Source organism: Janthinobacterium sp. GL_088 (genome assembly GCF_057837845.1).
The window spans coordinates 860,779-882,273 of record NZ_CM174453.1 but is presented as its reverse complement, the minus strand read 5'-3'; the positions used below and the strand labels follow the sequence as shown (position 1 = coordinate 882,273).

At 64.7% G+C, this 21,495-nt stretch carries 20 protein-coding genes; 3 read left to right on the top strand and 17 right to left on the bottom strand.

Going from position 1 to position 21,495, the window contains the following annotated elements; translation table 11 throughout:
* Positions 1 to 4: 4 nt before the first annotated feature.
* From AC3IQ7_RS03960 to AC3IQ7_RS03940, 5 genes are all read right to left on the bottom strand, one after another.
* Positions 5 to 2,836 (bottom strand): ATP-binding protein, encoded by a 2,832-nt coding sequence (locus AC3IQ7_RS03960; protein WP_489208407.1) that lies wholly within the window; start codon positions 2,834 to 2,836, stop codon positions 5 to 7.
* Between the two features lie 8 nt (positions 2,837 to 2,844).
* The gene (locus tag AC3IQ7_RS03955) at positions 2,845 to 3,588 is read right to left on the bottom strand and encodes a hypothetical protein (RefSeq protein WP_176390728.1); all 744 of its coding nucleotides are present in this window, start codon (positions 3,586 to 3,588) and stop codon (positions 2,845 to 2,847) included.
* Positions 3,581 to 4,951, bottom strand: coding sequence for a hypothetical protein (locus AC3IQ7_RS03950; protein WP_099378545.1), 1,371 nt, complete (start codon positions 4,949 to 4,951; stop codon positions 3,581 to 3,583). The genes AC3IQ7_RS03955 and AC3IQ7_RS03950 overlap by 8 nt, the downstream gene beginning before the upstream one ends.
* A gap of 223 nt (positions 4,952 to 5,174) precedes the next feature.
* Positions 5,175 to 5,939, bottom strand: coding sequence for a DUF3108 domain-containing protein (locus AC3IQ7_RS03945; protein ID WP_489208406.1), 765 nt, complete (start codon positions 5,937 to 5,939; stop codon positions 5,175 to 5,177).
* A complete protein-coding gene (locus AC3IQ7_RS03940) occupies positions 5,940 to 7,058 on the bottom strand; it encodes a DUF3108 domain-containing protein (protein WP_489208405.1) in 1,119 nt (372 codons plus the stop codon).
* A 149-nt stretch (positions 7,059 to 7,207) separates the two neighbouring features.
* Here AC3IQ7_RS03940 and AC3IQ7_RS03935 point away from each other — a divergent pair, with 149 nt between their 5' ends.
* Positions 7,208 to 7,927, top strand: coding sequence for a PhaM family polyhydroxyalkanoate granule multifunctional regulatory protein (locus AC3IQ7_RS03935; protein ID WP_489208404.1), 720 nt, complete (start codon positions 7,208 to 7,210; stop codon positions 7,925 to 7,927).
* A gap of 21 nt (positions 7,928 to 7,948) precedes the next feature.
* Here the strand turns inward: AC3IQ7_RS03935 and AC3IQ7_RS03930 are convergent, their stop codons facing one another.
* The 11 genes from AC3IQ7_RS03930 to pdxR form a co-directional block, all read right to left on the bottom strand.
* A complete protein-coding gene (locus tag AC3IQ7_RS03930) occupies positions 7,949 to 8,245 on the bottom strand; it encodes a hypothetical protein (RefSeq protein WP_225242919.1) in 297 nt (98 codons plus the stop codon).
* On the bottom strand, positions 8,229 to 9,959 hold the full coding sequence (locus AC3IQ7_RS03925; RefSeq protein WP_322426759.1) for a response regulator: 1,731 nt from the start codon (positions 9,957 to 9,959) through the stop codon (positions 8,229 to 8,231). Before AC3IQ7_RS03925 ends, AC3IQ7_RS03930 begins: the two co-directional genes overlap by 17 nt.
* Positions 9,960 to 9,970: 11 nt before the next feature.
* Positions 9,971 to 10,690 carry a sensor histidine kinase gene (locus tag AC3IQ7_RS03920; protein WP_099378540.1) on the bottom strand — a complete coding sequence of 240 codons (720 nt, stop codon included), beginning with the start codon at positions 10,688 to 10,690 and terminating at the stop codon, positions 9,971 to 9,973.
* 157 nt (positions 10,691 to 10,847) lie between these two features.
* A complete protein-coding gene (locus AC3IQ7_RS03915) occupies positions 10,848 to 12,653 on the bottom strand; it encodes a family 2A encapsulin nanocompartment cargo protein cysteine desulfurase (protein ID WP_322426758.1) in 1,806 nt (601 codons plus the stop codon).
* Entirely contained in the window at positions 12,628 to 13,557 is a 930-nt protein-coding gene (locus AC3IQ7_RS03910) for a family 2A encapsulin nanocompartment shell protein (protein WP_034784363.1), read from the bottom strand. The genes AC3IQ7_RS03915 and AC3IQ7_RS03910 overlap by 26 nt, the downstream gene beginning before the upstream one ends.
* A gap of 117 nt (positions 13,558 to 13,674) precedes the next feature.
* Positions 13,675 to 13,899, bottom strand: coding sequence for a helix-turn-helix domain-containing protein (locus AC3IQ7_RS03905; protein ID WP_070305409.1), 225 nt, complete (start codon positions 13,897 to 13,899; stop codon positions 13,675 to 13,677).
* Positions 13,900 to 13,906: 7 nt separating this feature from the next.
* Positions 13,907 to 14,893: a serine O-acetyltransferase EpsC gene (gene epsC, locus AC3IQ7_RS03900; protein WP_099378537.1), complete on the bottom strand. Its 987-nt coding sequence runs from the start codon at positions 14,891 to 14,893 to the stop codon at positions 13,907 to 13,909.
* A gap of 19 nt (positions 14,894 to 14,912) precedes the next feature.
* Positions 14,913 to 15,410 carry a rhodanese-like domain-containing protein gene (locus AC3IQ7_RS03895; protein WP_489208403.1) on the bottom strand — a complete coding sequence of 166 codons (498 nt, stop codon included), beginning with the start codon at positions 15,408 to 15,410 and terminating at the stop codon, positions 14,913 to 14,915.
* Positions 15,411 to 15,527: 117 nt separating this feature from the next.
* Positions 15,528 to 17,159 (bottom strand): FAD-dependent 5-carboxymethylaminomethyl-2-thiouridine(34) oxidoreductase MnmC1, encoded by a 1,632-nt coding sequence (mnmC1, locus tag AC3IQ7_RS03890; RefSeq protein WP_489208402.1) that lies wholly within the window; start codon positions 17,157 to 17,159, stop codon positions 15,528 to 15,530.
* Positions 17,159 to 17,722 (bottom strand): DNA-3-methyladenine glycosylase I, encoded by a 564-nt coding sequence (locus AC3IQ7_RS03885; protein ID WP_099378632.1) that lies wholly within the window; start codon positions 17,720 to 17,722, stop codon positions 17,159 to 17,161. The genes mnmC1 and AC3IQ7_RS03885 overlap by 1 nt, the downstream gene beginning before the upstream one ends.
* Before the next feature lie 38 nt (positions 17,723 to 17,760).
* The gene (gene pdxR / locus AC3IQ7_RS03880) at positions 17,761 to 19,248 is read right to left on the bottom strand and encodes a MocR-like pyridoxine biosynthesis transcription factor PdxR (protein WP_489208401.1); all 1,488 of its coding nucleotides are present in this window, start codon (positions 19,246 to 19,248) and stop codon (positions 17,761 to 17,763) included.
* A 105-nt stretch (positions 19,249 to 19,353) separates the two neighbouring features.
* Between pdxR and AC3IQ7_RS03875 the strand changes: the two genes are divergently transcribed.
* Positions 19,354 to 19,815, top strand: a complete 462-nt coding sequence (locus tag AC3IQ7_RS03875) for an OsmC family protein (protein ID WP_489208400.1) — start codon at positions 19,354 to 19,356, stop codon at positions 19,813 to 19,815.
* Positions 19,816 to 20,469, top strand: coding sequence for an FMN-binding negative transcriptional regulator (locus AC3IQ7_RS03870; protein ID WP_489208399.1), 654 nt, complete (start codon positions 19,816 to 19,818; stop codon positions 20,467 to 20,469).
* Here AC3IQ7_RS03870 and AC3IQ7_RS03865 read toward each other — a convergent pair.
* Entirely contained in the window at positions 20,453 to 21,406 is a 954-nt protein-coding gene (locus tag AC3IQ7_RS03865; protein ID WP_099378531.1) for an AEC family transporter, read from the bottom strand. The genes AC3IQ7_RS03870 and AC3IQ7_RS03865 overlap by 17 nt on opposite strands.
* Positions 21,407 to 21,495: the final 89 nt, after the last annotated feature.

Sequence of the window (21,495 nt, the reverse complement as noted above, 5' to 3'; positions counted from 1 at the left end):
GCCATCACGCCACCTTGCCCGATACGGGATCGACGCGGCGCTGCAGCACGAAAATCGGTTGCGCCCATTGGGTATCCTTTTTCTTCTTGCTGGTGATCAAAGTCAGTTCCGACGGATCGTAGACATCCGTGTTGTGCGTCAACGGCGTCGTCATCAGGTATTGCGCTTCCGTGTTTTTCAGGAACTCGCCGACCAATTGAATATTGCGGATATCGAGGTGGGCAAACGGTTCGTCGATGAAGACGAAGCCGCCGGAACCGTCCTCCGATTTCAGCAAGCCGATCAGCAACACCAGCGACTTCATCACTTGCTGGCCGCCCGACGCCTCGCCATCGTTCATGCCGATGACGCCCTTGCCGTCGAACTTGAAGCGCACGTGCAAGCCCGCCTGCGACAGCTGCACGTCGTCGTTTTCCAGGCGCACGGGGTCGGCATGCACTTCGATGCCGGCCAGTTCACCCAGTTCCTTGATGTTCTTGCTGTACGTCTTGATGGTGTAGCGCAAGCGTTCCATGTAGGCGCCGCGGGCATTGCCCGTCGCTTCGATGGCGCGGTTGTTCTGGTAGCGGCGCTCGTCCGTCTCAGACTGGCGGCCATGCAACTGGTCCGACAGGCGGTGATGCTGGTCGATGACGGTAGCGTCGAGTTCCCAGTCGTCGCGCGCCAGGCTGTTTTGCAGGCTGGCCACGCGCAGATCGACCTGGTGCGCATTCTGGTGTTCGGCCACCAGTGCCGCGCGTCGGCCCGGCCTGCGCCAGCTTTTCGGCAAGTGGCGCCACGCATGGCGCAGGGCCAGCAAGGCGCGCGCATGCTCGGCGCGCTGTTCGATCTGCTTCTTGTAGCCGAGGCGCGAGCCGGCTTCCGCCTCGGACAGGGCCAGGCGCGCGTTTTGCCACACGGTATCGGCACGCGTACGCGCCACGGTGGCGTTCTTGGTGAGGTTTTGCAGCTCGCCCAAACGGCCGCCCACTTCCAGGCGCTCTTCCTTGAGCGGCTTCGAATTGCGCAGCGCTTCGGCGAATTCTTCCTGGCGCGCGCTCAGTTCCTTGGCCGCGTCGACGCCGGCGATGCGCGCTTTCAAGGCGCCCACTTCGGCCGCCAGCTTCGAGATCGCTAGGGTCAAGGTGTCTTCCTGTCCTTCCAGGCCCGGCAGGGAGCGCAGCAGCGCTTCCAGGCGGCCGCTGCGGCCAGCCTGGCCGAAGCGGTAGCGCGACGCTTCCACGAACAGCGAACGGCCGCCGCGGCGTTCGCGGTGATACGCCTCGGGCGTGATCCACTCTTCGTGGTTGCCCAGCTTGAAGCCTGCTTCGACGGAATCGACACGCGCAATGCGCGACAATTGCTCGATCAGCCAGCTGGGCACGGGTGCGGAAAATTTCACCACGGCCAGCAAGCTTTCGTCTTTCGCCACTGGCGCCGTGACCAGCTCGGGCACGATGAAGTGGCGGTAGCGCTCCTTCTCGGCCAAACGGTAAGCGGCAGCCGCATCCTTGGCCTTGTCGAGCAAGACGACCGAGGCGTATCCGCCCAGCACGCCTTCGACGGCGCCCTGCCAGCGGCTGTCCGTCACTTCGACGATGTCCGACAGCATCGCGTGTGCAATCCCCGCGTCGCGCAGCGCGCGGCGCATGCCGCGCACATTGTCCGGCTCCGGCATGGCCGTCTTGCCTTGCAGCGCTGCAATCGTTGCCTGCTCGCCCGCGATGCGGGCCGACAAGGCGTCGCGCTGCTGGCGCTGGCGCAGCAGTTCCGCTTCCTTCTGTTCCAGCTGGGCCGCCACTTCGGCGATATCGCTGCCCGAGTCCGCCGCCAGCTTGTGCAGGCGGTCTTTCTGTTCCAGCAGGCTGTCCAGCGGTTTCAGCTTGGCATTGATCAAGGACAAACGGCTCTGCAGACCAATGGATTCCTGCTCCAGCAAGGTCTCGTTCATCTGCGCGTCTGACAGGGCTTTCGCTTGCGCGGCCAGCGCATTGCGTTTATCGGTCAGCTGCTGGTCGGCCTGCGCCATCGGTTTGCGCGCATCGCGCAATTGGCGGCTGGCGATGGCCGCCTTTTCGCGCGCCTCGTGGTACTGCAGGCTGGGCAGTACTTCTTCCAGCAGGTTGCGGCGCTCTTTATGCAAACCTTCCCACTGGTGGTAATTGGCCACGCGCAGGCGCAAGCCTTCCAGGTTGGTTTTCGACGCTTCCAGCTCTGTTTCGAAGCGCTTCAGCTCCACTTCCGTGTCGCGCTGGTGGCGCTTGGCTTCATCGTAGGCGTCCAGCACTTCCTTGTCGCCAAACACCTGGAACACCAGGTCGAGCAGCTGGCGCGGCGCGTATTCGCACAGCTTGTCCGTCTCGCCCTGCTCCAGCGCCAGCACTTTCGACATGGCCGGCGACAAGCCCGCATTGGCCAGGCGCTTGCGGTAGTTTTCCACACCGAGCCAGTCGTTGGCATCCGTGATGTCCTCGATCTGTACATTGCCCGGACGCATCAGATACTGGCGCTTCCAGTCGCCGCCATTCTTCTGTATCTGGCAAAACAGGGTCACTTCATCGTCGCTGAAGAAGCCGGAACTGCGGAACGGGCGGTTCGACAGCTGCTTGCCCACGTTCTTGTTGTCGACCACGGCGCGCAGCCAGGCCGTCTGCTGGCCCGAATGGCGCGCATAGTGTTTATAGGTGCGGCCCATCGAGCAGTCGAGGCCGAACAGGGTGCGCAAGGCGTCGAGCAAGGTGGTCTTGCCGGAGCCGTTCTGCCCCGCGATGGTGATGATCTTCGCGTCGAGCGGGATGTTCTTGATGCGCTGCCAGTAATCCCAGTGCACCAGTTCAAGTGATTTGATATGAAACATGGGCGCTTTCAGTGAGGAAGGTCGGACGACGTCGTGTCATCGGCATCGCCGGCGTCGGGCAGGTCGCCGATGTCGGCGGACAAATCAGCCGACAAGTCAGCATCGAGGTCGACGGCCACCAGGCGCGCCGGCGCCCGCTTGAACACGTCGGCCAGGGCGCCGTTGATGATGCGCTCTTTCAGGACGTCGGTATCCATCATCAGGTCCAGCAGCGGACCTTCCAGGATGAAATCGCCACGCCGCTCGATGAAGCCCAGCTTGGCCAGGGTGCCCAGATTCATGTCCATGCGCGTCTTCTTGCCCAGCTTGTCGCCGAAGTCCGACAGCAGTGCCTTGTAGGAAATGCCGATCGACGCGTCTTCCGCGCGCGGCAGCGGTTTTTCCGTGCCGAACATGTCGTTCTGGTCATCGTCCGCGTGCTGGTGCGTTTCCTGGCGTTCACGCTTGGGCAGGATGATCTGCGCCCACAGCACCACCAGCAAGGCCACGCCATCGCGCGCCAAACCAAAATTATTGTTTTGCCACACGTCACGCGCGCCGAAGATCTTCGGCTCGATGGTGCGCGTCAGGGCCAGGGTGACATGGTCGGCGTACACGTTGTCGAGCAGTTTCAAGCCGCAGGCCAGCAATCGCGCATCGATTTCGGCGCGGAACAGCTCGTCGGACAGCACGCGCTTGACGAGCTTGTCGTCGCGGCGCAGGGTTTGATGCGTGAGCAGGCGCGCAATCAGGATTTGGGAATCGTCATTCATCGGCGGTGCCGCTATCTAAATCAAGTGAAACATTCAGTGAAAGCGAGGCGATCGACATGGCCGCCACATGGGGGTCGGTCAGCTGGACCATCTCGTCGGTCGGTGTAAAGGTAATCGGCAAACGGGCCAGTTCGGCCGTCGAGCCTTGCAAGCTCGCTTCGGAAACATCACCGAGCAGCGGCAGCATGGAGGCGCGGTACGAGGCCACGGCAAAGCTGGCCGGCAGCAGCGAGTCCTGCACGGGCACCGATTTCGGCCCCTCTTCGCCGATGCTGGGGAAATTGCCCAGGCTGGCGAAGTTTGACAGGCGGTCCAACAGGTCATCGAGTTCAAGCTGCATGGCGGGTCCGTCGCTGATGGTGGTGGGCGCATCCTCGCCGCTAGGCAGGCCCGTGTTGATGACGCCTGCCGCCCGCTCGGACAGCAGTTCCGTTTCCGCCACATCGATCATTTCGGCCGGCGTGGAGAACAGCGGTACGACGGGCTGGTCGATGGCGCCTTCGGCCAGGCTGGCCAGGTCGTCGTGCAGCAAGAGCCAGCGCTTGATGTCGGTAGTCGACAGGCCCGACTGGCCCAGGTGCACGCGCTGGCGCTCGATCTGGTTCAGGGCGCGCGAAAACATGCCTTGCATGTTCAGCAATTTACTTTGCGCGCGGCCAATCGCCTGCGCCGCCTTGTGCGTGGCGCTGTCCGCGTTTTCATCGGACGTGATCGCCACGAGAATCTCGGAACCCTTCTCGACCCAGTCGCAAGCCATGTTCCACTTCGCTTGCGCCGTGCGCAGCCGGAATTCGGAACCGGAAGCGATGGCATCGGAGAACTCCTCCGTCAAGTCCACCAGGCGCCCCAGCAAATGCTGGAGTTGCTCAACGGATACGCCGCCGACGGCTTGCGCACCAGCCACCTGCGACAACAGAAAGCCCATTTCCGCTTCATCTTCCGTCTGCCCCAGGCCCAGCAGGCTGTCGATGGCGGACAGCACATTGCGCGCCATCGGGGTCACGCGGTACACGCCCTGCTGCGCATCCCAGGCCAGCAACTGGTTCGAGCGCAGGCGCAGCAAGACCGTTTCCAGGCTTTCCGGCAACAGATACGCCAGTTTCGTGTTGATATCGGCGCGCGTATAGGCGGACGTGGCCGCATCGGACGCCAGCTCGCGCAACACCAGCAGGCGCACCAGCACGCCATCGAAACCGCCGTGGAACAGGGCTGTAAACACTTGCAGCAGGGGCTGCGCCCGCTTCAAGTGAAATACCTGCTCGATCTCGTCGGCCGAAATATTGGGCTGGAAATGCGCCTGCAAGGAATCGTGATGCTCTTGCTCTGTCTGATTTGCATCCGTAGCCACGGCTGCACTTGCCATTATATCAATCATTCTTTTCCGGATGAGTGTTCAGCGGGCGGCGCTGCGGGCTAACGCGGCGCTGCGGGGCGGGGGCGTCAGTATATCAGTTCTGACATGCAATTTAGCGCATGGGAGGGGGAGGTGCGGACACGGCGCAACACGGCCGCTGCGCCGTGCCGGGCCAGGATGATGCAATGGGGGGCCAAACACGGCATGCCTGCCCCGAACCATTAGTGAACACTTACTTCTTGACGATCTTTTGCAAGGTTTGCTCGACGTAATCGCCGTCTTCATCGGCGAACGTCACCTTCACGGGATACCATTCCAGCGACGGCGCCAGCCACAGGTCCACTTGCTGGCCCTTCTTGTCCGGCGGCGGCGCCTTGACCAGGTGCACGGCCTCCACCAAACCCTGGCCGGTGGCGACGGTCTCCTGCTTGACGACCTTGAAGGTCCACGGTTCGGCGTCATGGCGGCCGGCAACGAAGAAGCTCCATTCCGAGCCAGGCGTAAATTTCTCGGGGATGGCGCGCGCCACGCTGACCAGTTGCCAGACGGTGCTGTTACGGTCCTGCTCGCCGCCTTTCAGCGGATAGCTGTCATCGCCTTCGCTGAAGACGATGGTCTTGCTGTCGCGCTTGAAGGTGGTCGTGGCCGCTTCCTTGCGGAAGCGCTTTTCCACGAATTGAAACGGCGCCAGGCCGTAATCGTCGACCGTGCCTTCGCTGCGCTGTTCCAGTATTTTGCCGAACAGGGCGGCCTTGGTTTCGGCCAGCAGCGAGTACTTGCCATCGCCGGCGCGCCAGTTGCTGACGGATTCGCCGGACAGCGCAATGCCGCGCTGTTTCGCCTTGATCGAATAGACGAGGTCAGCCGAGGGCGCCAGCTTGTACGGGCGCTTGATGACGGGGTGATCGACGGGCTCGTCCGCCGCCATGGCGGGGGACAGGGTGGCGGCCAGCAGGCTGGCGACCAGCAATTGTTTTAAAGTTTTCAAAGTAGTCATTTATTTTCCTGTAGCGTCATTGACGCGAATTTGGGTCACGGTTTGCGTGGTCAGCGCCCCGTTCGCTTCGGTATTGCGTATTTGTACCGGATACCATTGCATGGATGGCGCCAGCCAGATATCGAGCTGCGACGAATACGTGCCGGGCTTCGGCGGGCGGCGCAGATGCCACGTCACCAGGCGGCCCATCCTGGTTTCCAGTTCTTCCTCGCCCACCAGGTGGAAGCGGAACACGGTCGCTTCCTTTTCCTCGCCGACGAGTATGTCGATATTGCCCACCAGCTGGTTGACGTCGGCACGGCCGATGGCGGCCAGCTGGAACGGCACGGTGGCCTTGTCTTGCGCCCCCTCTTGCCATGGCACCGTGGCCGTCGTGGCCGAAAAGGTGATGGCCTTGGCGTCGCGGTTGAAATGCGTTGCCGTTTGCGCGCGGCCCTTGCGTTTCTCCGTGGCCGTGACGGGCACGATGCCGCTGCCATCGATCACGCCTTCGCTGGTCAGCACCAGCAGGTTGATGCGCGTGATTAGCATGCTCAAACCCACTTCCAGCTTCAGCTGATACGTGTCGCCCCGGTTGTCCCACGCCATCGCGGCCACGCCCTGCCATTTGGTGCCATCCGCATCGCGCCGGTCCACATGCAGGTCGAACTGGGCCGAGGCAGGCGCATTCGTCTTGTAGCGGCGTGCCTGCTCGACGGGCGGCGGCGGCGCGCTGGCCGGCACGGGTGCGGCGGCCACGGCGGGCGCCGGCGCCGTGATGGCCGGGGCAGCCACGGCGGCCGCCTCGGTCGTGGCCGGGCCTTCCGGCACGTCGCTGGCGGGCGCCGTCAACCGGGGCGTTTCGCTCGACGCCAGCTCCGTCGGGGGCGGCGGCGGTGGCGGCGGCCTGGGCTTGGGCACTGGCCGCAGTTCAGGCGGCGGTGGCGGCACCACCGGCAGCGGTTTGGGCGGCTCGGCGATCAAGGCCATGCTGACCACCTGCGCATGATTCTGTCCCAGCGGCACCATGCTGGCACGCGAAGTGAGCCATTCCAACGCCACGTAATGCAGTACGCCGATGACCGCGACAAAGACGACGGTGCGGCGGCGCGGTGGCGAAAAGAAGGAGTCAGGCATCATAGGCCGTAGTGTAACGCTTCCGCCCCGCTTCCCGCTTCTTGCCCGTGCTCAACTCTTAATGTTTTATGTAAGAAAATGTTGGCGGCATTGCGTCAGTTGCAAGCCGATATCTGCTACGCTAAGGCTATCCACCTACCAGGAGATTTCGCATGGCAAACCCGCAAATGCCCCAAATGCCGGGCGCAGCAGTTGTGACCGATACGCTCGACTTCGTCAAAAACCTGTGGGGCAGCATGAGCGTGCCCGGCATGGGCATGCCTGGCATCACGGCGCCCACCATGTCGGTGGAAGAGCTGGACAAGAAAATCAACGACCTGAAAGCCGTCGAAGCGTGGCTGAACCTCAACACCAGCATGCTGCGCGGCAGTATCCAGGCGCTGGAAGTGCAGCGCGGCACCATCGCCACATTGAAATCGATGGGCGCGTCACTGGCGGCGGCCATCACGCAACCGGGCGCCAGCGAGAAAACCGTGTTTGAATCCGTGCCCTACGCTTCCGCGTTTTTCCAGCAAGCCACACCTGCGGCACCTGAACCGAAACCGGCACCAGCGCCTGCGCCCGTACCGGAACCGGCTGCTGCGGCTGCGCCCGGCGATGCCGGCAGCCAGGCGGCAGCCCAGCTCGCCAATCCAAGTGCATGGTGGAATTTGTTACAAGATCAGTTCAAGCAAGCCGTCTCGACGGCGATGTCGCCTGACGCCGCCAGCTCGGCAGCGGCCAGCTTTGGCAGCGTGAGCAAAGCCAAGCCAGCGGCCAGCAAGCCGGCCAAACCTGCCGAGGCAGGCACGGCAGCCAAGGCCAAGGCCCCGCTGCGCAAGGCGCCGGCAAAGCGCGCGGCACCCAAGGCTAAAGCGCCAGGCAAAGCCTGATGCTGCAAGTCGGCAATATGATCAGGCGATACGATGAATGCGGATCGCCTCGATCATGTTGTCGGCCTGGCGTTTTACGTCACCGATCGTGATCAGGCCTTCGTCGGCCAGCGCCTTGGCGTGCTCGTACGAAGACTGGAATGTTTCCAGCGTGTCTCCCTTGGCGGCGACCGGGCGTACCCAGGCAATACTGCCGACTTTCATTTTTTTGTACACTTCATTGACCACATCACGCATAGTTTCTTCCTTATTGTTGTAAAGCAACTCAAGCACGGGCGAACCCACGCTGGCCCCTAGTTTATCATCCGGCACGCTCACGCACGGCTTTTCCCCCTTTTTCCGGCGCCAAAGGCGCATTTTCCGGCGCCACGACGGCGTCTTCCGGCCCGGGCGGCGGTGTCAGCTGCACCAGTTGCTCCATCAATTGCGCGAAGCGCTGCTGCCCTGGTGCAATTTTGTCTACATATAACAACACTTCCATGGCCTCGGCCGCCAGGTCGGCCTGAAACCCGCGCTGCTGCAGGAAAGAGACGATGATTTGCGCGGAATTGAACAGGATGCGCAGGTTGTTCGGCAGCTTTTCGCGCGCCGCGCGCATCCAGGCCACCGCCTCGTTGAGCTTATCGGTCTTCCACAGCAGCACGCCCTTGTTCATCAAGTCCGACGCTTCCTTGCGCGAGGCGATGATCAGGCTCGTGCCTTCGTCGCCCATCTTCGCCTTGTCGAAAATCTTTTGCACTTCGTCCTGCACCACCTGGTTGTCGTGGTTGTTCTTCACCACGTAGCACAGCAGGCCGGCCGGCGCATCCTTGACGCCGACGGCGAACAGCAAGGTGGCCAGCTCCATGCAGATAGCCTTCTCAGGCCGCGCCGGGTCTTCAAGCAGCATGGCTTCGAGCTCGTCGCCGCACTTGCGCGCACGCCGGTAATCGCCCGTTTCGTGGTGCACCATGCCTTCCGTGATCTTCGCGCGCAGCCCGATCTGCTCAGGCGAGAACTCGCGCTGCGCCAGCAGCAGCCACTGCAGCGCCTCCTTGGCATCCTTCTTCAAGCCGCACACGCGCGCCAGTCCCAGGTAGGCGTCCGGCGTCTTCATGACGGAAAACTCACCGATGGAAATACACTTGCGAAAGGCCTTTTCCGCCATGCTGACATTGCCCACTTTCAGGGCCGCGAGCCCCAGGTTGCGCTGGCGCGGCACGGAATTGGGCGACAGGCGCGCCGCCTTTTCCAGCACGCCGCACGCTTCCTCGTGCTGGCCCATCAGCTGGTAGGCGACGGCCATCTGGTCGTAGGCGTCGATGTAATACTTGTTTTCGACGATCACGCCCTGGAATATCTGCCGCGCCGCCTCGTGCTCGCCGTTGTTCATGCGGATCTTGCCCAGGCCCGCCTTGGCCCAGCTGTAATCGCGGTCGGCCAGCACTTTTTCATACACGGCGCGGGCCTTTTCCGGCTCGCCGCTTTTCAGCAGCAAACTGGCCTTCATGCGCAGCAATTCCAGCTCGTGCAGCTTGTTGAGCTCGATCTGCGCGTCGCACAATTTCGCCGCGCGCAAATAATCCTTTTCCATGCAGGCCTGGTCGATTTCGCGGAATACCTGCTTCTTGTGCCACACGCGGTTCAAGCGCGTCAGCAGCACACCTTCCGTGATCGGCTTGATCAGATAGGCGTCGGGCTGGTGCTCGGCCGCGCCCATCACGGATTCCACACTTTTCTCGGCCGATACCATCAGCCACACGCTCGATGGGGCCGTCAGGTTGCGCACGCGCGTCTCTTCCAGCACTTGCTGGCCGTTCTTGCCTTCGCCCAGGTTGTAATCGCACAGCACCACGTCGTAGCGCGTCTTGGCCAGCAGCTTCATGGCTTCGCCGCCGCTGGCCGCCTGGTCGATATGGCGCGCGCCCAGGTTGCGCAGGGATTCGCGCAACAGGATGCGGATGCCGATGAAATCGTCGACCAGCAGATAATGTTTGTCGGCCCAGTCGGTGCTGCCCGCTTCGGCGGCGGTGGCGTGGCTGTCTGTCGTCATGGTTTCCTCGTTCAGGGCAGGCGCAGGATGAAACAGCCGCCGCCCAGCGCGCCGCCATTTTCCAGGGCGATGCTGCCGCTGCTGCCCCGGTGCTTGTGCATCTTTGCCACTTCGCTGGAAAAATACAGGCCCAGGCCCGTGCTGTTGGTGGAAAAATTCACGCCGGCGGCCATGCCATCCATGGCCGCGCTGCCCGCGTCGAGCAAGGCCTGCGTATAGCCGTCGCCATTGTCTTCCACGCGCAGCTCGAGCATGCCGTCGTGCTCCCGCACGGACAGGCGGATCGTATCTTTCGTGTAGCGGATGGCGTTGTTGATGGCATGCGCGAGCACGCCGATGACCAGGTCTTCATCGAGGGTCCAGATCAGCTCGGGCGCACAAGCCGTCTCCAGCTGGATGCCTTTCGAGGCCAGCAATATCTTTTCCTGGTCCACCACCTGGTCGACCACCTGGCTCACCAGTTGCGGCTGCACGTCGAAAGGGTAGCCGGGCTTGCCCACTTCCTTGTACAGGGCCAGCAGCTGGATCAGGTTATCGTTGAGGCGCTTGGTCTGGTACAGCATCTGCGCCATCTGCAGGTAGGCGGGGTCGGCCTGGGGGGCTGTTTTCGCCTGCTCGGCCGCCAGCAGCGATTCCAGCGTGCCGCTGACCACGCTGATCGAATTTTTCATGTCGTGCACGGTCGACGCCAGGAACAGGAAAAGCTCGGGCGAGCTGTGTTGATCTTCCACCGGATATCTCCTTGGGGCCGCAGCTTGATTATTGCCAAGGATAAATTATACCGCCAGCCTGCGGGCGCCTGCCAGCCACGCGCAAAGTCCGTGACCTGACGCAACAATGCCGCCCCCGCTTGTGCCGGGGCGGCATCAGATTGTCAGGCCAGCAAGATTAGCGGCGCGCGCCCGCCAGGCGTTTGACCACGACGATCATGCGGTCGATTTCCTCATACGTGTTGTAGAAGGCGAACGATGGCCGCACGGTCGCTTCCACGCCGAAGCGGCGCAGGATCGGCTGGGCGCAGTGGTGGCCCGAGCGCACGGCGATGCCCTCGTCGTTCAGGGCGCGCCCCACTTCCGCCGGCTCGTAGCCGGCCAGCACGAACGAGGCCACGCTGGCCTTGTCCAGCGCCGTGCCGATCAGGCGCACGCCGGGAATGGCCTGCAAATGATGCGTCGCGTATTCCAGCAGCGCGTGCTCGTAGGCAGCGATGTTTTCCAGGCCGATGCGCTGCACGTAATCGATGGCCGCGCCCAGGCCCACGGCATCGGCGATATTGCCCGTGCCCGCCTCGAAACGGTTCGGCACGCCCTGGTACACGGTGCGCTCGAACGTGACGTCGGCGATCATGTTGCCGCCGCCCTGCCATGGCGGCAATTGCTCGAGCAAGTCCGCCTTGCCATACACGGCGCCGATGCCCGTCGGGCCGAACACTTTATGGCCCGAGAAGACATAAAAATCGGCGCCCAGCGCCTGCACGTCCACGCGCAGGTGCGACACGGCTTGCGCCCCATCGACCAGCACGCGCACCCCGGCCGCATGCGCCAGCGCGATGATCTGCGCCACGGGCGTGACCGTCCCCAGCGCATTCGACACCTGCGTCACGGACACCAGTTTCGTGCGCCCATTGAGCAGCTTGCGGAACTCGTCGAGCAGTATCTGGCCGCTGTCATCGACGGGAATCACGCGCAAGGTTGCGCCCTTTTCCGCCGCCAGTTGCTGCCATGGCACGATGTTGGCGTGGTGCTCAAGCTGCGAGACGATGATCTCGTCTCCGCTGCCGATGTACTTGCGCCCAAACGTATTGGCAACCAGGTTGATGCCCTCGGTGGCGCCACGCACGAAAATAATTTCATTGGCCGAGGCGGCGCCAAGGAAATTGGCCACCTTGGCGCGTGCCGCTTCATACGCGTCGCTGGCGCGCGCCGCCAATGCGTGTGCCGCGCGGTGAATGTTCGAGTTCTCGTGCGCATAAAAATACGACACGCGGTCGATCACCGACTGCGGCTTGTGCGTGGTGGCCGCATTGTCGAACCAGGCCAGCGGCTTGCCGTTGACCCGTTCGGCCAGCACGGGAAAATCGCGCCGCACGGCGTGCACGTCGAACGGCGCCGGCGTCTGGTGTTGACCAGGCTTCGTCGCCGGGGGCAGCTCGGTCTGGAAATAGAATGCGGGCTGACCGGCGGCTGGCGCCACGGGCAGCTGGCGCGCGGGCACCTGCGGCGGCGTGGAAAACAGTCCCCGCAGATCATCGGGTGCCGCCTGCCCCAGCCCCTGCTGCGCCAGGCCGTCGAGCTTGCCGTTCGACGCGGGATAGCCATGCGCGCCGCCGACAAAGTAATACGGCGACGGCGCACCGAGGCTTGACGCCCGCGGCGTGGGAATCGATGCCGGCGCCGGCGCAAGCGGCGACTCCAGAGGCGGCGTCACGGGCGGCACTTGCGCCGTCGCCACGCCGGGGGCGATGGCAGCAAACGAAGGGCCGGGCTGCGGCGGCGGACGGTTCGCATAGCGAGGCGCCGCATCGAGCACGCTGCCGGAACCACCGAGGCTGGGCGACTTGTCCAACGCGGGGGCCACCCCCGGCAGGCGCGCAAAGAATTCACCGGCCAGGCGGTTCAGGGTCGCTTCGTCAGGTAAGAACGGGACGGCAGGCAAGCCCGCCGCGCCATCACTTGTAGGTGTCTGGGTAGTCATGGTATTTACCGATCTCCACGTCTTCCAGTACGGCCAGCGCATCGTCGGTCAGCACGGCCAGCGAGCAATACAGCGAAATCAGATAGGACGAAATCGCGTGGCGGTTGATGCCCATGAAACGCACGGACAGGCCCGGACTTTGCTCGCCCGCCAGGCCAGGCTGGAACAGGCCGATCACGCCCTGGCGCTGTTCGCCCGCGCGCAGCAAAATGATCTTCGTCTTGCCGTCTTCGATCGGCAGTTTGTCGGACGGCACCAGCGGCACGCCGCGCCACGTGAGGAACTGGGAACCGAACAGGCTGACGGTCGGTGGCGGCACGCCGCGGCGCGTGCATTCGCGGCCAAAGGCGGCAATGGCCAGCGGATGCGCGAGGAAGAAGCCCGGCTCCTTCCACACTTTCGTCAGCAGTTCGTCAAGGTCGTCCGGCGTGGGCGCGCCCGTCAGGGTAAAGATGCGCTGGTCGTCATGCACGCTGGCCAGCAGGCCGTAGTCGGGATTGTTGATCAATTCACTTTCCTGGCGCTCCTTGATCGTCTCGATGGTCAGGCGCAGCTGCTCCTTGATCTGGTCGTGCGGGCTGCTGTACAAGTCCGACACGCGTGTGTGCACGTCGAGCACCGTGCTGACGGCATTGAGAAAATACTCGCGCGGCTGGTCATCGTAGTCGACGAAAGTCTGCGGCAGTTCCGACTCGTCGCGCTGCGAGCAGGCCACGCGCACGTCCTTCGGATTTTTTACGCGATTGAGGCGGTAGATACCCGCTTCCACGGGCAGCCATTGCAGCAGGTGCACGAGCCAGCGCGGCGTGATCGTGGATAACTGGGGGACGCTCTTGCTTGCATTGGCCAGCTGGCGCGCGGCGTTATCGCCCAGCGCGAACTGGTTCTCTGTTGCTTCTGCCATGACTACTCCTGATGAGAAAAGTGAATATGCTTATCTGAAAAACGAATAAAGTATCGGACGCCCCTCTCATTTACTCAACATGCTATCGCCATCATCGTGGCGCTTAATCCACCCGCTTTAATCCACCAACTCCGGCTCGCAGCGCGCCATCAATCCCGCCAGGCCGACGCCCAGCGCGACGGCCAGCTTTTCCACCGTCAGCAGCGACGGCGTGGCGGCGCCCCGTTCAATTTCGCCGATGAACGAGCGGTTCAAGTCGGCCGCTTCGGCCAGCCGCTCCTGCGACCAGCCATGCCCTTCGCGCAACTGGCGCACGGCCAGTCCAAACTGTTTGATCAACATGCTGTCCTCATGGGTGGTGGGCAAAAGCGGGGTGGGATGGCGCCGGCAATTCGGGCGCTTCCTGCTGGTTGTGCGCTTGCGTGACATGGCTGCCGGGCGCCACGCTGCGGGTCAGCCAGACATTGCCGCCGATGACGGAACCCTGGCCGATGGTCACCCGTCCGAGGATCGTCGCGCCCGCGTAGATGACCACGTCGTCCTGCACGATGGGATGGCGCGCCAACCCCTTTTTCAGCACGCCATCGGCGCCGGCGGGAAAGCGCTTGGCGCCCAGGGTGACGGCTTGATAAATGCGCACCCGTTCGCCGAGGATGGCCGTCTCGCCGATCACCACGCCCGTGCCATGGTCGATGAAAAAGCTGCTGCCGATGATGGCGCCAGGGTGGATGTCGATGCCCGTCTGCGAATGGGCCACTTCGGCGATGATACGCGCCACCAGCGGCGCACCGAGCGCATACAAGGTGTGCGCCAGGCGGTAATGGATGATGGCCAGGATGCCCGGATAGCACAGCAGCACTTCATCGACGCTGTGCGCGGCCGGGTCGCCATGGAAGGCGGCCGCCACGTCCGTGTCAAGCTGGGCGCGGATGCGTGGCAGCGCGCGGGCAAAGCGCTGCACGATGGCCAGCGCCTGCTGTTCGATGGACACCGTCTGCTGCAAGCCATGCTGGCGCGCGTGATAACTGAGTTCGCGCCGCACCTGTTCGTGCAGGCCCGTCAGGGTCGTGTCGAGCGTGTGGCCGACAAAGAAATCCTCGCTCTCCTGCTGCAGGTCGAGGGGACCCAGGCGCATGGGGAACAGGGCCGCGCACAGGGCTTTGATGATGTCGTGCAAATGCTGGCGCGACGGGAATTCGCGCGCACCGCACTCCTGGTTGCTGGCCAAACCTTCGCGCCACTGCTCGCGCACGGCGCGCAATTCATCGACGATCTGGTGCAGTTCCCATTGCGGCTGCGCGGCAAGGGAGGCAGGGGGAAGGGCTCGCTGGTTCATGGTGGGTCCGGGAAGAGGTTTAATCTTGCAGCCAGGGCAGCGCATGCCAGCGCCAGCCACCGCTGTGGCCACGCTGCTGCTGCTCGTCGAGGTCGCCTTCGAAGCCTTGCGCGATATTGAAGACGTGCGTGAAACCAGCCTTGGCGGCCGCTTCGGCAGCCGCGGCCGAGCGCTTTCCGCTGCGGCACAGCAGCACCACGACGGCATCCTTGCCGCCCGCCTTTGCTTCCAGTTCGCGCGTAAAGCGGGGATTGCGGTTCATGGACGTGCCGGTCGCCCACGCCACGTGCAGCGAGGCGGGCACGTAGCCGACAAAAGTGCGTTCTTCATGCGTGCGCACGTCGACCAGCACGGCTTTGCCGGCCTGCACCAGCTGCCACGCATCCTGCGCGCTGACGATGCCCGCATACGGCAAGCCTTGCGCCTGCGCCTGGGTGCGCGCGAGATTGAGTACTTCGTCAAAAGCCGCCTCGCCATGCGTGGCGCGGGGATCGAAAATCAGTTCTGCAGCAGCCATCTTTCCACCTCTTTATTCCGTCGTCAAAAACCAGCACGAGTCCACTGTAGCGAACTTATGTTGTTCGGAAAACAAATTAAAAAGAGTTTGGAAAGCTGAAAAACGTATATGGAAGATTTATGCAGCGCGCCGGCGTTCGCGCAGCAGGAAGCGCGCTGGATCCAAAGCAGCGGCCAATTGACTCTCCAGCGGCAACGGCTCCCCCTCCAGCTGGCAAGCCAGCAGCTCGGCCGCCAGCGGCGCCCAGATCAGGCCGCGCGAGGCGTAACCGAGCAAGCCAAACAGGCCGGGCCAGCGCGGCACGTCGCGCAGGCGCTCGCAGCGGCCTGGCACGCCGGGGTCGGGCAAGGCGCCCGCCAGCGGCAGGCGGTCCGGCGCCATGCAGCGAAAGCCCGTGCGCCCGGCCAGCGGCGCGGCGAACGGAGCGACACCCAGGATGTCGGCGATCTTCGCGATATTGTCTTCCTGGCTCGATGGGCGCAACTTGGCGTCCGTATCCGCATCGTAGCTGGCGCCCACGCACACGACGCCCTGGTGCGCCGGCGTCATGTAGGCTTCGCGGCAGACGACGAACGGCAAGGACGGCAAGCTGCCTTCGGCCAGGTGCGTGACCTGGCCGCGCACGGCGTCGAGCGGCAGGCCGGCCGCCTGTTCGAAATCGATGGCCCCCGTGCCCGCCGCCAGGATGACGTTGGGCGCGGCCGCAATCAGGGCGCCGTCCGCATCGCGCACCAGCCACTCCTGGTCGCCGCGCTCCAGACGCAAGGCGCTGCTGGAAAAGCGCCGCGTCAGCGAGGCGCCGCAGGCGTCCAGCATGGCCGCGCAGACGGAAGACGGGCGCGCCCAGCCGCCCTGCTCGAACCACCAGGCGCCATCGGGCGCCGGCGCGCCCAGCATGGCGGTGGCCTCGGGCGCTTCCAGCCAGCGGGCGAATTCGCGCGGATACAAGCCACTGGCGGCGATCTGCCGCTGCACCTGCGCATGCGCGCCGTCGCGCGCCAGGTGCAGCACGCCGCTTTGCGCACCCTCGATGGCCGCGCCGATGCCGCCAAGGTCTTTCCAGCGGCGCAGCGAGTACAGATAGGCGGCGCGCGTCAGGCGCGTGGCGATGTTGTCGTCCTTCGACAGCAACGGCATGAAGATGCCCGCCAGGTTGCCCGACGCTTCGCTGGCCGGCTGCGCGTGGCGCTCGATCAAGGTCACCTTCCAGCCGCGCGCGGCCAGCCGTTCGCAGGCGGCCGCGCCAGCCACGCCCGCGCCGATGACGATGGCGCGCCGCTCGGGTACGACGGCAGCCACGGATTCTCCGGAGCGCGCATAAAACATGGCACGCAGGCGGCTCTCGTCGAAGACAAAACCGTTCTTTTGCAGCGCCGTGCGCTGCGCCTCGTCCAGGTGCACGGCCTGCAGGCGCGCGCCATCGACCATCAGGCGCGCCAGCACCGGCGTGGCTGCCGGCACCCAGGCCAGATGCACTTCATCGACACGCGCCGACAATTGCGCCAGGCAGGCATCGGGCTCGCCGATCAGCACGTCGAGCGTGACGAGGCCATCGTGCGAGACCATGCGGTGCAGGCCCGGCACGCAAGGCGGCCACTGTGCCCGCCACTGCTCGGGCAAGTGGCGGGCATCGACGGGACGCGGCGCCAGCGCGATGTAGTGCAGGCGGCGGCCGCCATGCGCCGCGCAGGCGGCGCGCAAACGGGCGCCGTCAAAATCCGTGTCGAGCAGGACCAGCGCGCGGCGCATCAATGCCCCGCGCGGCAAAAGCAGGCGGGCGCATGGTCGTTGACCATGCCGATGCCCTGCATGTAGGCGTAGATGATGGTCGAGCCGACGAACTTGAAACCCCGCTTGAGCAGGTCTTTCGACAACTGGTCCGACAAGGCCGTCTTGGCGGGAAACTCGCCCGGCTGCCAGCTGTTGACGATGGGCTGGCCATCGACATACGCCCACAGGAAGCTGTCCAGGGTCTGCCCTTCCGCGCGCAGGCGCAAATAGGCTTGCGCATTCGTGATGGCGGCCGCCACCTTCAGGCGGTTGCGCACGATGCCGGGGTCCGCCAGCAGCTGCGCCACCTTGTCCGGGCCGTACGCGGCGATCTTCTGCGCGTCCCAGTTGTCGAAAGCGGCGCGGTAGGTGTCGCGCTTGTTGAGGATGGTTTCCCAGCTCAGGCCAGCCTGCGCGCCTTCCAGGTTCAGCATCTCGAACAGCCGGCGCTCGTCGTGGCAGGGCACGCCCCACTCCGTGTCGTGGTAATCGAGATAGCGGGGATTGGCCGGATTGGCCCAGGAGCAGCGGGTGATGGTCATGGTCGTGTTCTTCATGTGCAGGCAACTGCCAGTATAGTTTATCGGCCGCGCAGGATGCGTCCCAGTTCCTGCAAGCCGTGCGCCATCTCGGCCGGGGGAATCGCAGCAAAGCCCAGCAGCAGCCCGGGCGGCGTGGCGCAGGCGGCACCGGCGTCGGGGTCGGCATAGTGGCCCAGCGGACGCAATTCGATGCCGTGTGCCATACCCGCGCGCGACACCATTTCTTCATCGTGGCCAGCGCGAAAGTACGCGCACAGTTCCAGGCCGCTGTCGGCCGGGCCGCACGCGAGCTGATCGTCGAGTTCGCGCGCAAGGCCACGCACCAGCGCATCGCGCCGCTCGGCATTGCTGTCGCGCGTACGGCGGATATGCCGGCCAAAGTGGCCCTCGGCGATGAAGTCGGCCAGCGCCATCTGCGGCACGATGGCCGTGTGCCGGTCCATCACGGCCTTGGCTTGCACCAGCGCGTCGGCCAGCGCGGGCGGCGCCACCATATAGCCCAGGCGCAGGCCGGGAAACAGCACCTTCGACAAGGTCCCCACGTACACCACACAGCCGGCCCGGTCCAGGCTTTGCAGCGAGGCCAATGGCGCGCCCGTGTAGCGGTATTCGCTGTCGTAATCGTCTTCCACCAGCCACGCTTTATGTTGCGCGGCCCAGGCCAGCAGGGCCAGACGGCGGGGCAAGCTCATGCTTACGCCCAGCGGCATCTGGTGCGACGGCGTCACGTACGCCAGCTTGGCCTGCGGACAGTGCGCCACGCCATACGCCACGTCGAGCCCCTGCGCATCGACGGGGACGGGAAAGACGCGCGCGCCGGCCGCGCGCAGCGGACCGCTGGCGCCCCGGTAGCCGGGCGACTCCATCCAGGCAGAGTCGCCCGGCGCCAGCAGGATGGTCGACAGCAGGAACAGCGCCTGCTGCGAACCGGAGGTGATGACGATCTGCTGCGGCGTGCACTGGACGCCGCGCGAGGCCTTCAAATACACGCACAGCAGTTCGCGCAGCGGCAGGTAGCCGGCCGGGTCGCTGTAGCCGAAATGGTGGTCGGGCCGGCGCCAGCGCCGCGCTTCCAGGCGGTTCCACACGTCGAACGGAAAATGGTCGATGCGCGGCATGCCGACGCGGAAGGCGCGCAACGGGCCACGATGGAAGGCCACCTGGCGCATGGCTGTCACCACGCCCTGCCCGCGCACCGACAGGGGCCGCAGCAGGCCCGGCGCCGCGGCAGGGGCAGAGGCAGACACCGGCAGCGGGACGTCGCGACTGACAAAAGTGCCGCGCCCCACGGCGCCATCGAGATAGCCTTCGGCCGTCAACAGCGCATACGCATTGAGCACCGTCTGGCGCGACACGGCCAGCAGGCGGCAAAAGTCGCGCGTGGGCGGCAGCTGCATGCCGGGACTCATGCGGCCATCGAGGATGGCGGCCTTGATGGCCGCATACAGCTGGCGAAACAGCGGCTCGCCGGCGCCGCGCTGCAGCGGCAAGGCGGCGATGAGCTGGTGCAGATGGGAAGATGACATGGTGGCAGTCTTGAATTGGTAGCTTCAAGATAGCACTTATTGGCTGTTTTAAATAGCCAAAACTGGCGCTAAGATGGCGCATCCCCCTACTCTTGCGGAGCACCCATGCATCAATTTTTCGCCACCGTGGCCTGGCAGCGTGACGGCCAGGATTTCGCCGGCCAGCGCTACAGCCGTGGCCATGAATGGCAATTCGACGGCGGCCTGACGGTACCCGCCTCGTCGTCGCCCCTGTCCGTGCCGCTGCCCATGTCGGTGGTGGCAAATATCGATCCGGAAGAAGCGCTGGTGGCCGCCACGTCGAGCTGCCACATGCTGTTCTTCCTGTCGCTGGCAGCGCAGCGCGGCCACGTCATCGACGACTACCGCGACGATGCCGTCGGTGAACTGGGCAAGAATGCGCAAGGCCGCCTGGCCATGACGCGCATCGTGCTGCGCCCGCGCATCGTGTTTGCGGGAACGCCGCCCTCGCCCGAGGCGCTGGCGGCCCTGCACCACGACGCGCATGAACGCTGCTACATCGCCAATTCGCTGACGGCCGACGTGGTCGTGGAAGGAGCCGCCTGAATGTACACGCCCACCAGCTTTCGCGAAGAGCGCCTCGACGTGCTGCATGGCCTGATCGACGCGCATCCGCTGGGCGCGCTGGTGCGCCAGAGCGTCGATGGCCTGTGCGCCGACCATCTGCCATTCGAGATCGCCGCACCCACGCCTGACGCCCCATTCGGCATCCTGCGCGCCCATGTGGCGCGCGCCAACCCGCTGTGGCGCGCGGCCGGCGGGAACGATGAATGCATGGTGATTTTCCAGGGGCCGCACGCCTACATCACGCCCGCCTGGTATGCGGAAAAGCAGCGCAGCGGCAAGGAAGTCCCCACCTTCAACTACGCGGTCGTGCACGCCCACGGCCCCCTGCGCGTCATCGACGATGCGGCGTGGCTGCTGGGATTGGTGGAGCGGCTGACGGCGCGCCATGAAGCAGGGCTGGCCGCGCCATGGCGGGTGAGCGATGCACCGGCCGGCTATATCGAAAAACTCTTGAAAGCCATCGTCGGCATCGAAATCCCCCTCACGCGCATCACGGGCAAATGGAAGCTGGGGCAGAACCGCACGCAGGAAGATCAGGCCACGATGGCGCGCGAACTGACCGCCGGCACCCAGCCCGGCGCGGCGCAGGCCCTGGGCGCGCTGATCGCCGCCAACGTCACGCCAGCCAGCTGACGGCCGCCGAAAACGTCAGAAACGACAGCGCCGTCGACACCAGGATGATGCGGGCGATGCGCGCCGTGTTCGCCCCGAAGCGTTCGGACAGCAGCGAGACATTGCTGGCGCTGGGCAGGCAAGCCACCAGCACCATGCAGGTCAGCGCGAACGGATCGAGCGGCGCGCCCAGTGCGATGGCCGCGTGGCCGATGCCCCACACCAGCAACGGATGCAGCAGCAGTTTTTTCAGCGCCACGGGCACATATTCCCCCAGCGGCGCCGGATCGCTCGTGCTCATTTGCGAGCGGGCCAGCACGGCGCCGATGGTAAACAGGGCAACCGGCGAGGCGGCGTCGGCCAGCAGGCCCACCGTCTGCATGATCGGCTTGGGCAAGGCCAGTTCCAGCCACGACGACAGGGCGCCCAGCACGATCGCCCACGGCATCGGGTTGCCGGCCATGCCCTTCAGGGCGTTGACGACGGCGGCGCGGCTGCCGTGCGCGCCGCCGCTGCCGATACGCGACAGGGCGATGCACAGCGAGCTGGTAATCAGCATGTCGACGACGATGGTGACGATGACGGGGCCAGAGGAACGGGGACCGAGCAAGGTCAATAGCAGGGGCACGCCCATGAAGCCTGTATTCGGGAAGGCCGCCACCAGCGCACCGAAGGCGGCGTTGTTCCAGTCGATGCGGTGGCTCAGGGTCATGGCCATGGTGACGCCCACCATGATCAGCGCGCACAGCAGGTAGACGCCGAACACGCTGGCGTCGAGCAGCTGCGCGATGGGCGTGGCGGCGCCGAAGCGGTACAGCATGCACGGCAGCGCGAAGTACAGGACAAAACTGTTCAAGCCGCCGATGGCGGCCAGCGGCAGCAGCTTGCGCCGCACGGCCAGGTAGCCGCACAGCACCAGGGCGAAGAAGGGAAAGGTGATGGCGAGGATGGTCAGCATGGAGCGCCATTGTAGCGCGCTGCACTGGCTGGCCGCCTGGTTCAAAAAAAGGCCGCTCGCGCGGCCCAAGGAGGTTTCGGGGATAACGC

Excerpts from the sequence above, each read along its gene's own strand:
- AC3IQ7_RS03905 (WP_070305409.1), bottom strand. The coding sequence starts at position 13,899 with ATGTTGATCAAACAGTTTGGACTGGCCGTGCGCCAGTTGCGCGAAGGG.
- mnmC1 (WP_489208402.1), bottom strand. The coding sequence starts at position 17,159 with ATGCGCCGCGCGCTGGTCCTGCTCGACACGGATTTTGACGGCGCCCGT.
- AC3IQ7_RS03935 (WP_489208404.1), top strand. The coding sequence starts at position 7,208 with ATGGCAAACCCGCAAATGCCCCAAATGCCGGGCGCAGCAGTTGTGACC.
- AC3IQ7_RS03960 (WP_489208407.1), bottom strand. The coding sequence starts at position 2,836 with ATGTTTCATATCAAATCACTTGAACTGGTGCACTGGGATTACTGGCAG.
- AC3IQ7_RS03940 (WP_489208405.1), bottom strand. The coding sequence starts at position 7,058 with ATGATGCCTGACTCCTTCTTTTCGCCACCGCGCCGCCGCACCGTCGTC.
- AC3IQ7_RS03885 (WP_099378632.1), bottom strand. The coding sequence starts at position 17,722 with ATGACCATCACCCGCTGCTCCTGGGCCAATCCGGCCAATCCCCGCTAT.
- epsC (WP_099378537.1), bottom strand. The coding sequence starts at position 14,893 with ATGAACCAGCGAGCCCTTCCCCCTGCCTCCCTTGCCGCGCAGCCGCAA.
- AC3IQ7_RS03955 (WP_176390728.1), bottom strand. The coding sequence starts at position 3,588 with ATGAATGACGATTCCCAAATCCTGATTGCGCGCCTGCTCACGCATCAA.
- pdxR (WP_489208401.1), bottom strand. The coding sequence starts at position 19,248 with ATGTCATCTTCCCATCTGCACCAGCTCATCGCCGCCTTGCCGCTGCAG.
- AC3IQ7_RS03915 (WP_322426758.1), bottom strand. The coding sequence starts at position 12,653 with ATGACTACCCAGACACCTACAAGTGATGGCGCGGCGGGCTTGCCTGCC.
- AC3IQ7_RS03870 (WP_489208399.1), top strand. The coding sequence starts at position 19,816 with ATGTACACGCCCACCAGCTTTCGCGAAGAGCGCCTCGACGTGCTGCAT.
- AC3IQ7_RS03875 (WP_489208400.1), top strand. The coding sequence starts at position 19,354 with ATGCATCAATTTTTCGCCACCGTGGCCTGGCAGCGTGACGGCCAGGAT.
- AC3IQ7_RS03895 (WP_489208403.1), bottom strand. The coding sequence starts at position 15,410 with ATGGCTGCTGCAGAACTGATTTTCGATCCCCGCGCCACGCATGGCGAG.
- AC3IQ7_RS03865 (WP_099378531.1), bottom strand. The coding sequence starts at position 21,406 with ATGCTGACCATCCTCGCCATCACCTTTCCCTTCTTCGCCCTGGTGCTG.
- AC3IQ7_RS03910 (WP_034784363.1), bottom strand. The coding sequence starts at position 13,557 with ATGGCAGAAGCAACAGAGAACCAGTTCGCGCTGGGCGATAACGCCGCG.
- AC3IQ7_RS03925 (WP_322426759.1), bottom strand. The coding sequence starts at position 9,959 with ATGACGACAGACAGCCACGCCACCGCCGCCGAAGCGGGCAGCACCGAC.
- AC3IQ7_RS03945 (WP_489208406.1), bottom strand. The coding sequence starts at position 5,939 with ATGACTACTTTGAAAACTTTAAAACAATTGCTGGTCGCCAGCCTGCTG.
- AC3IQ7_RS03950 (WP_099378545.1), bottom strand. The coding sequence starts at position 4,951 with ATGGCAAGTGCAGCCGTGGCTACGGATGCAAATCAGACAGAGCAAGAG.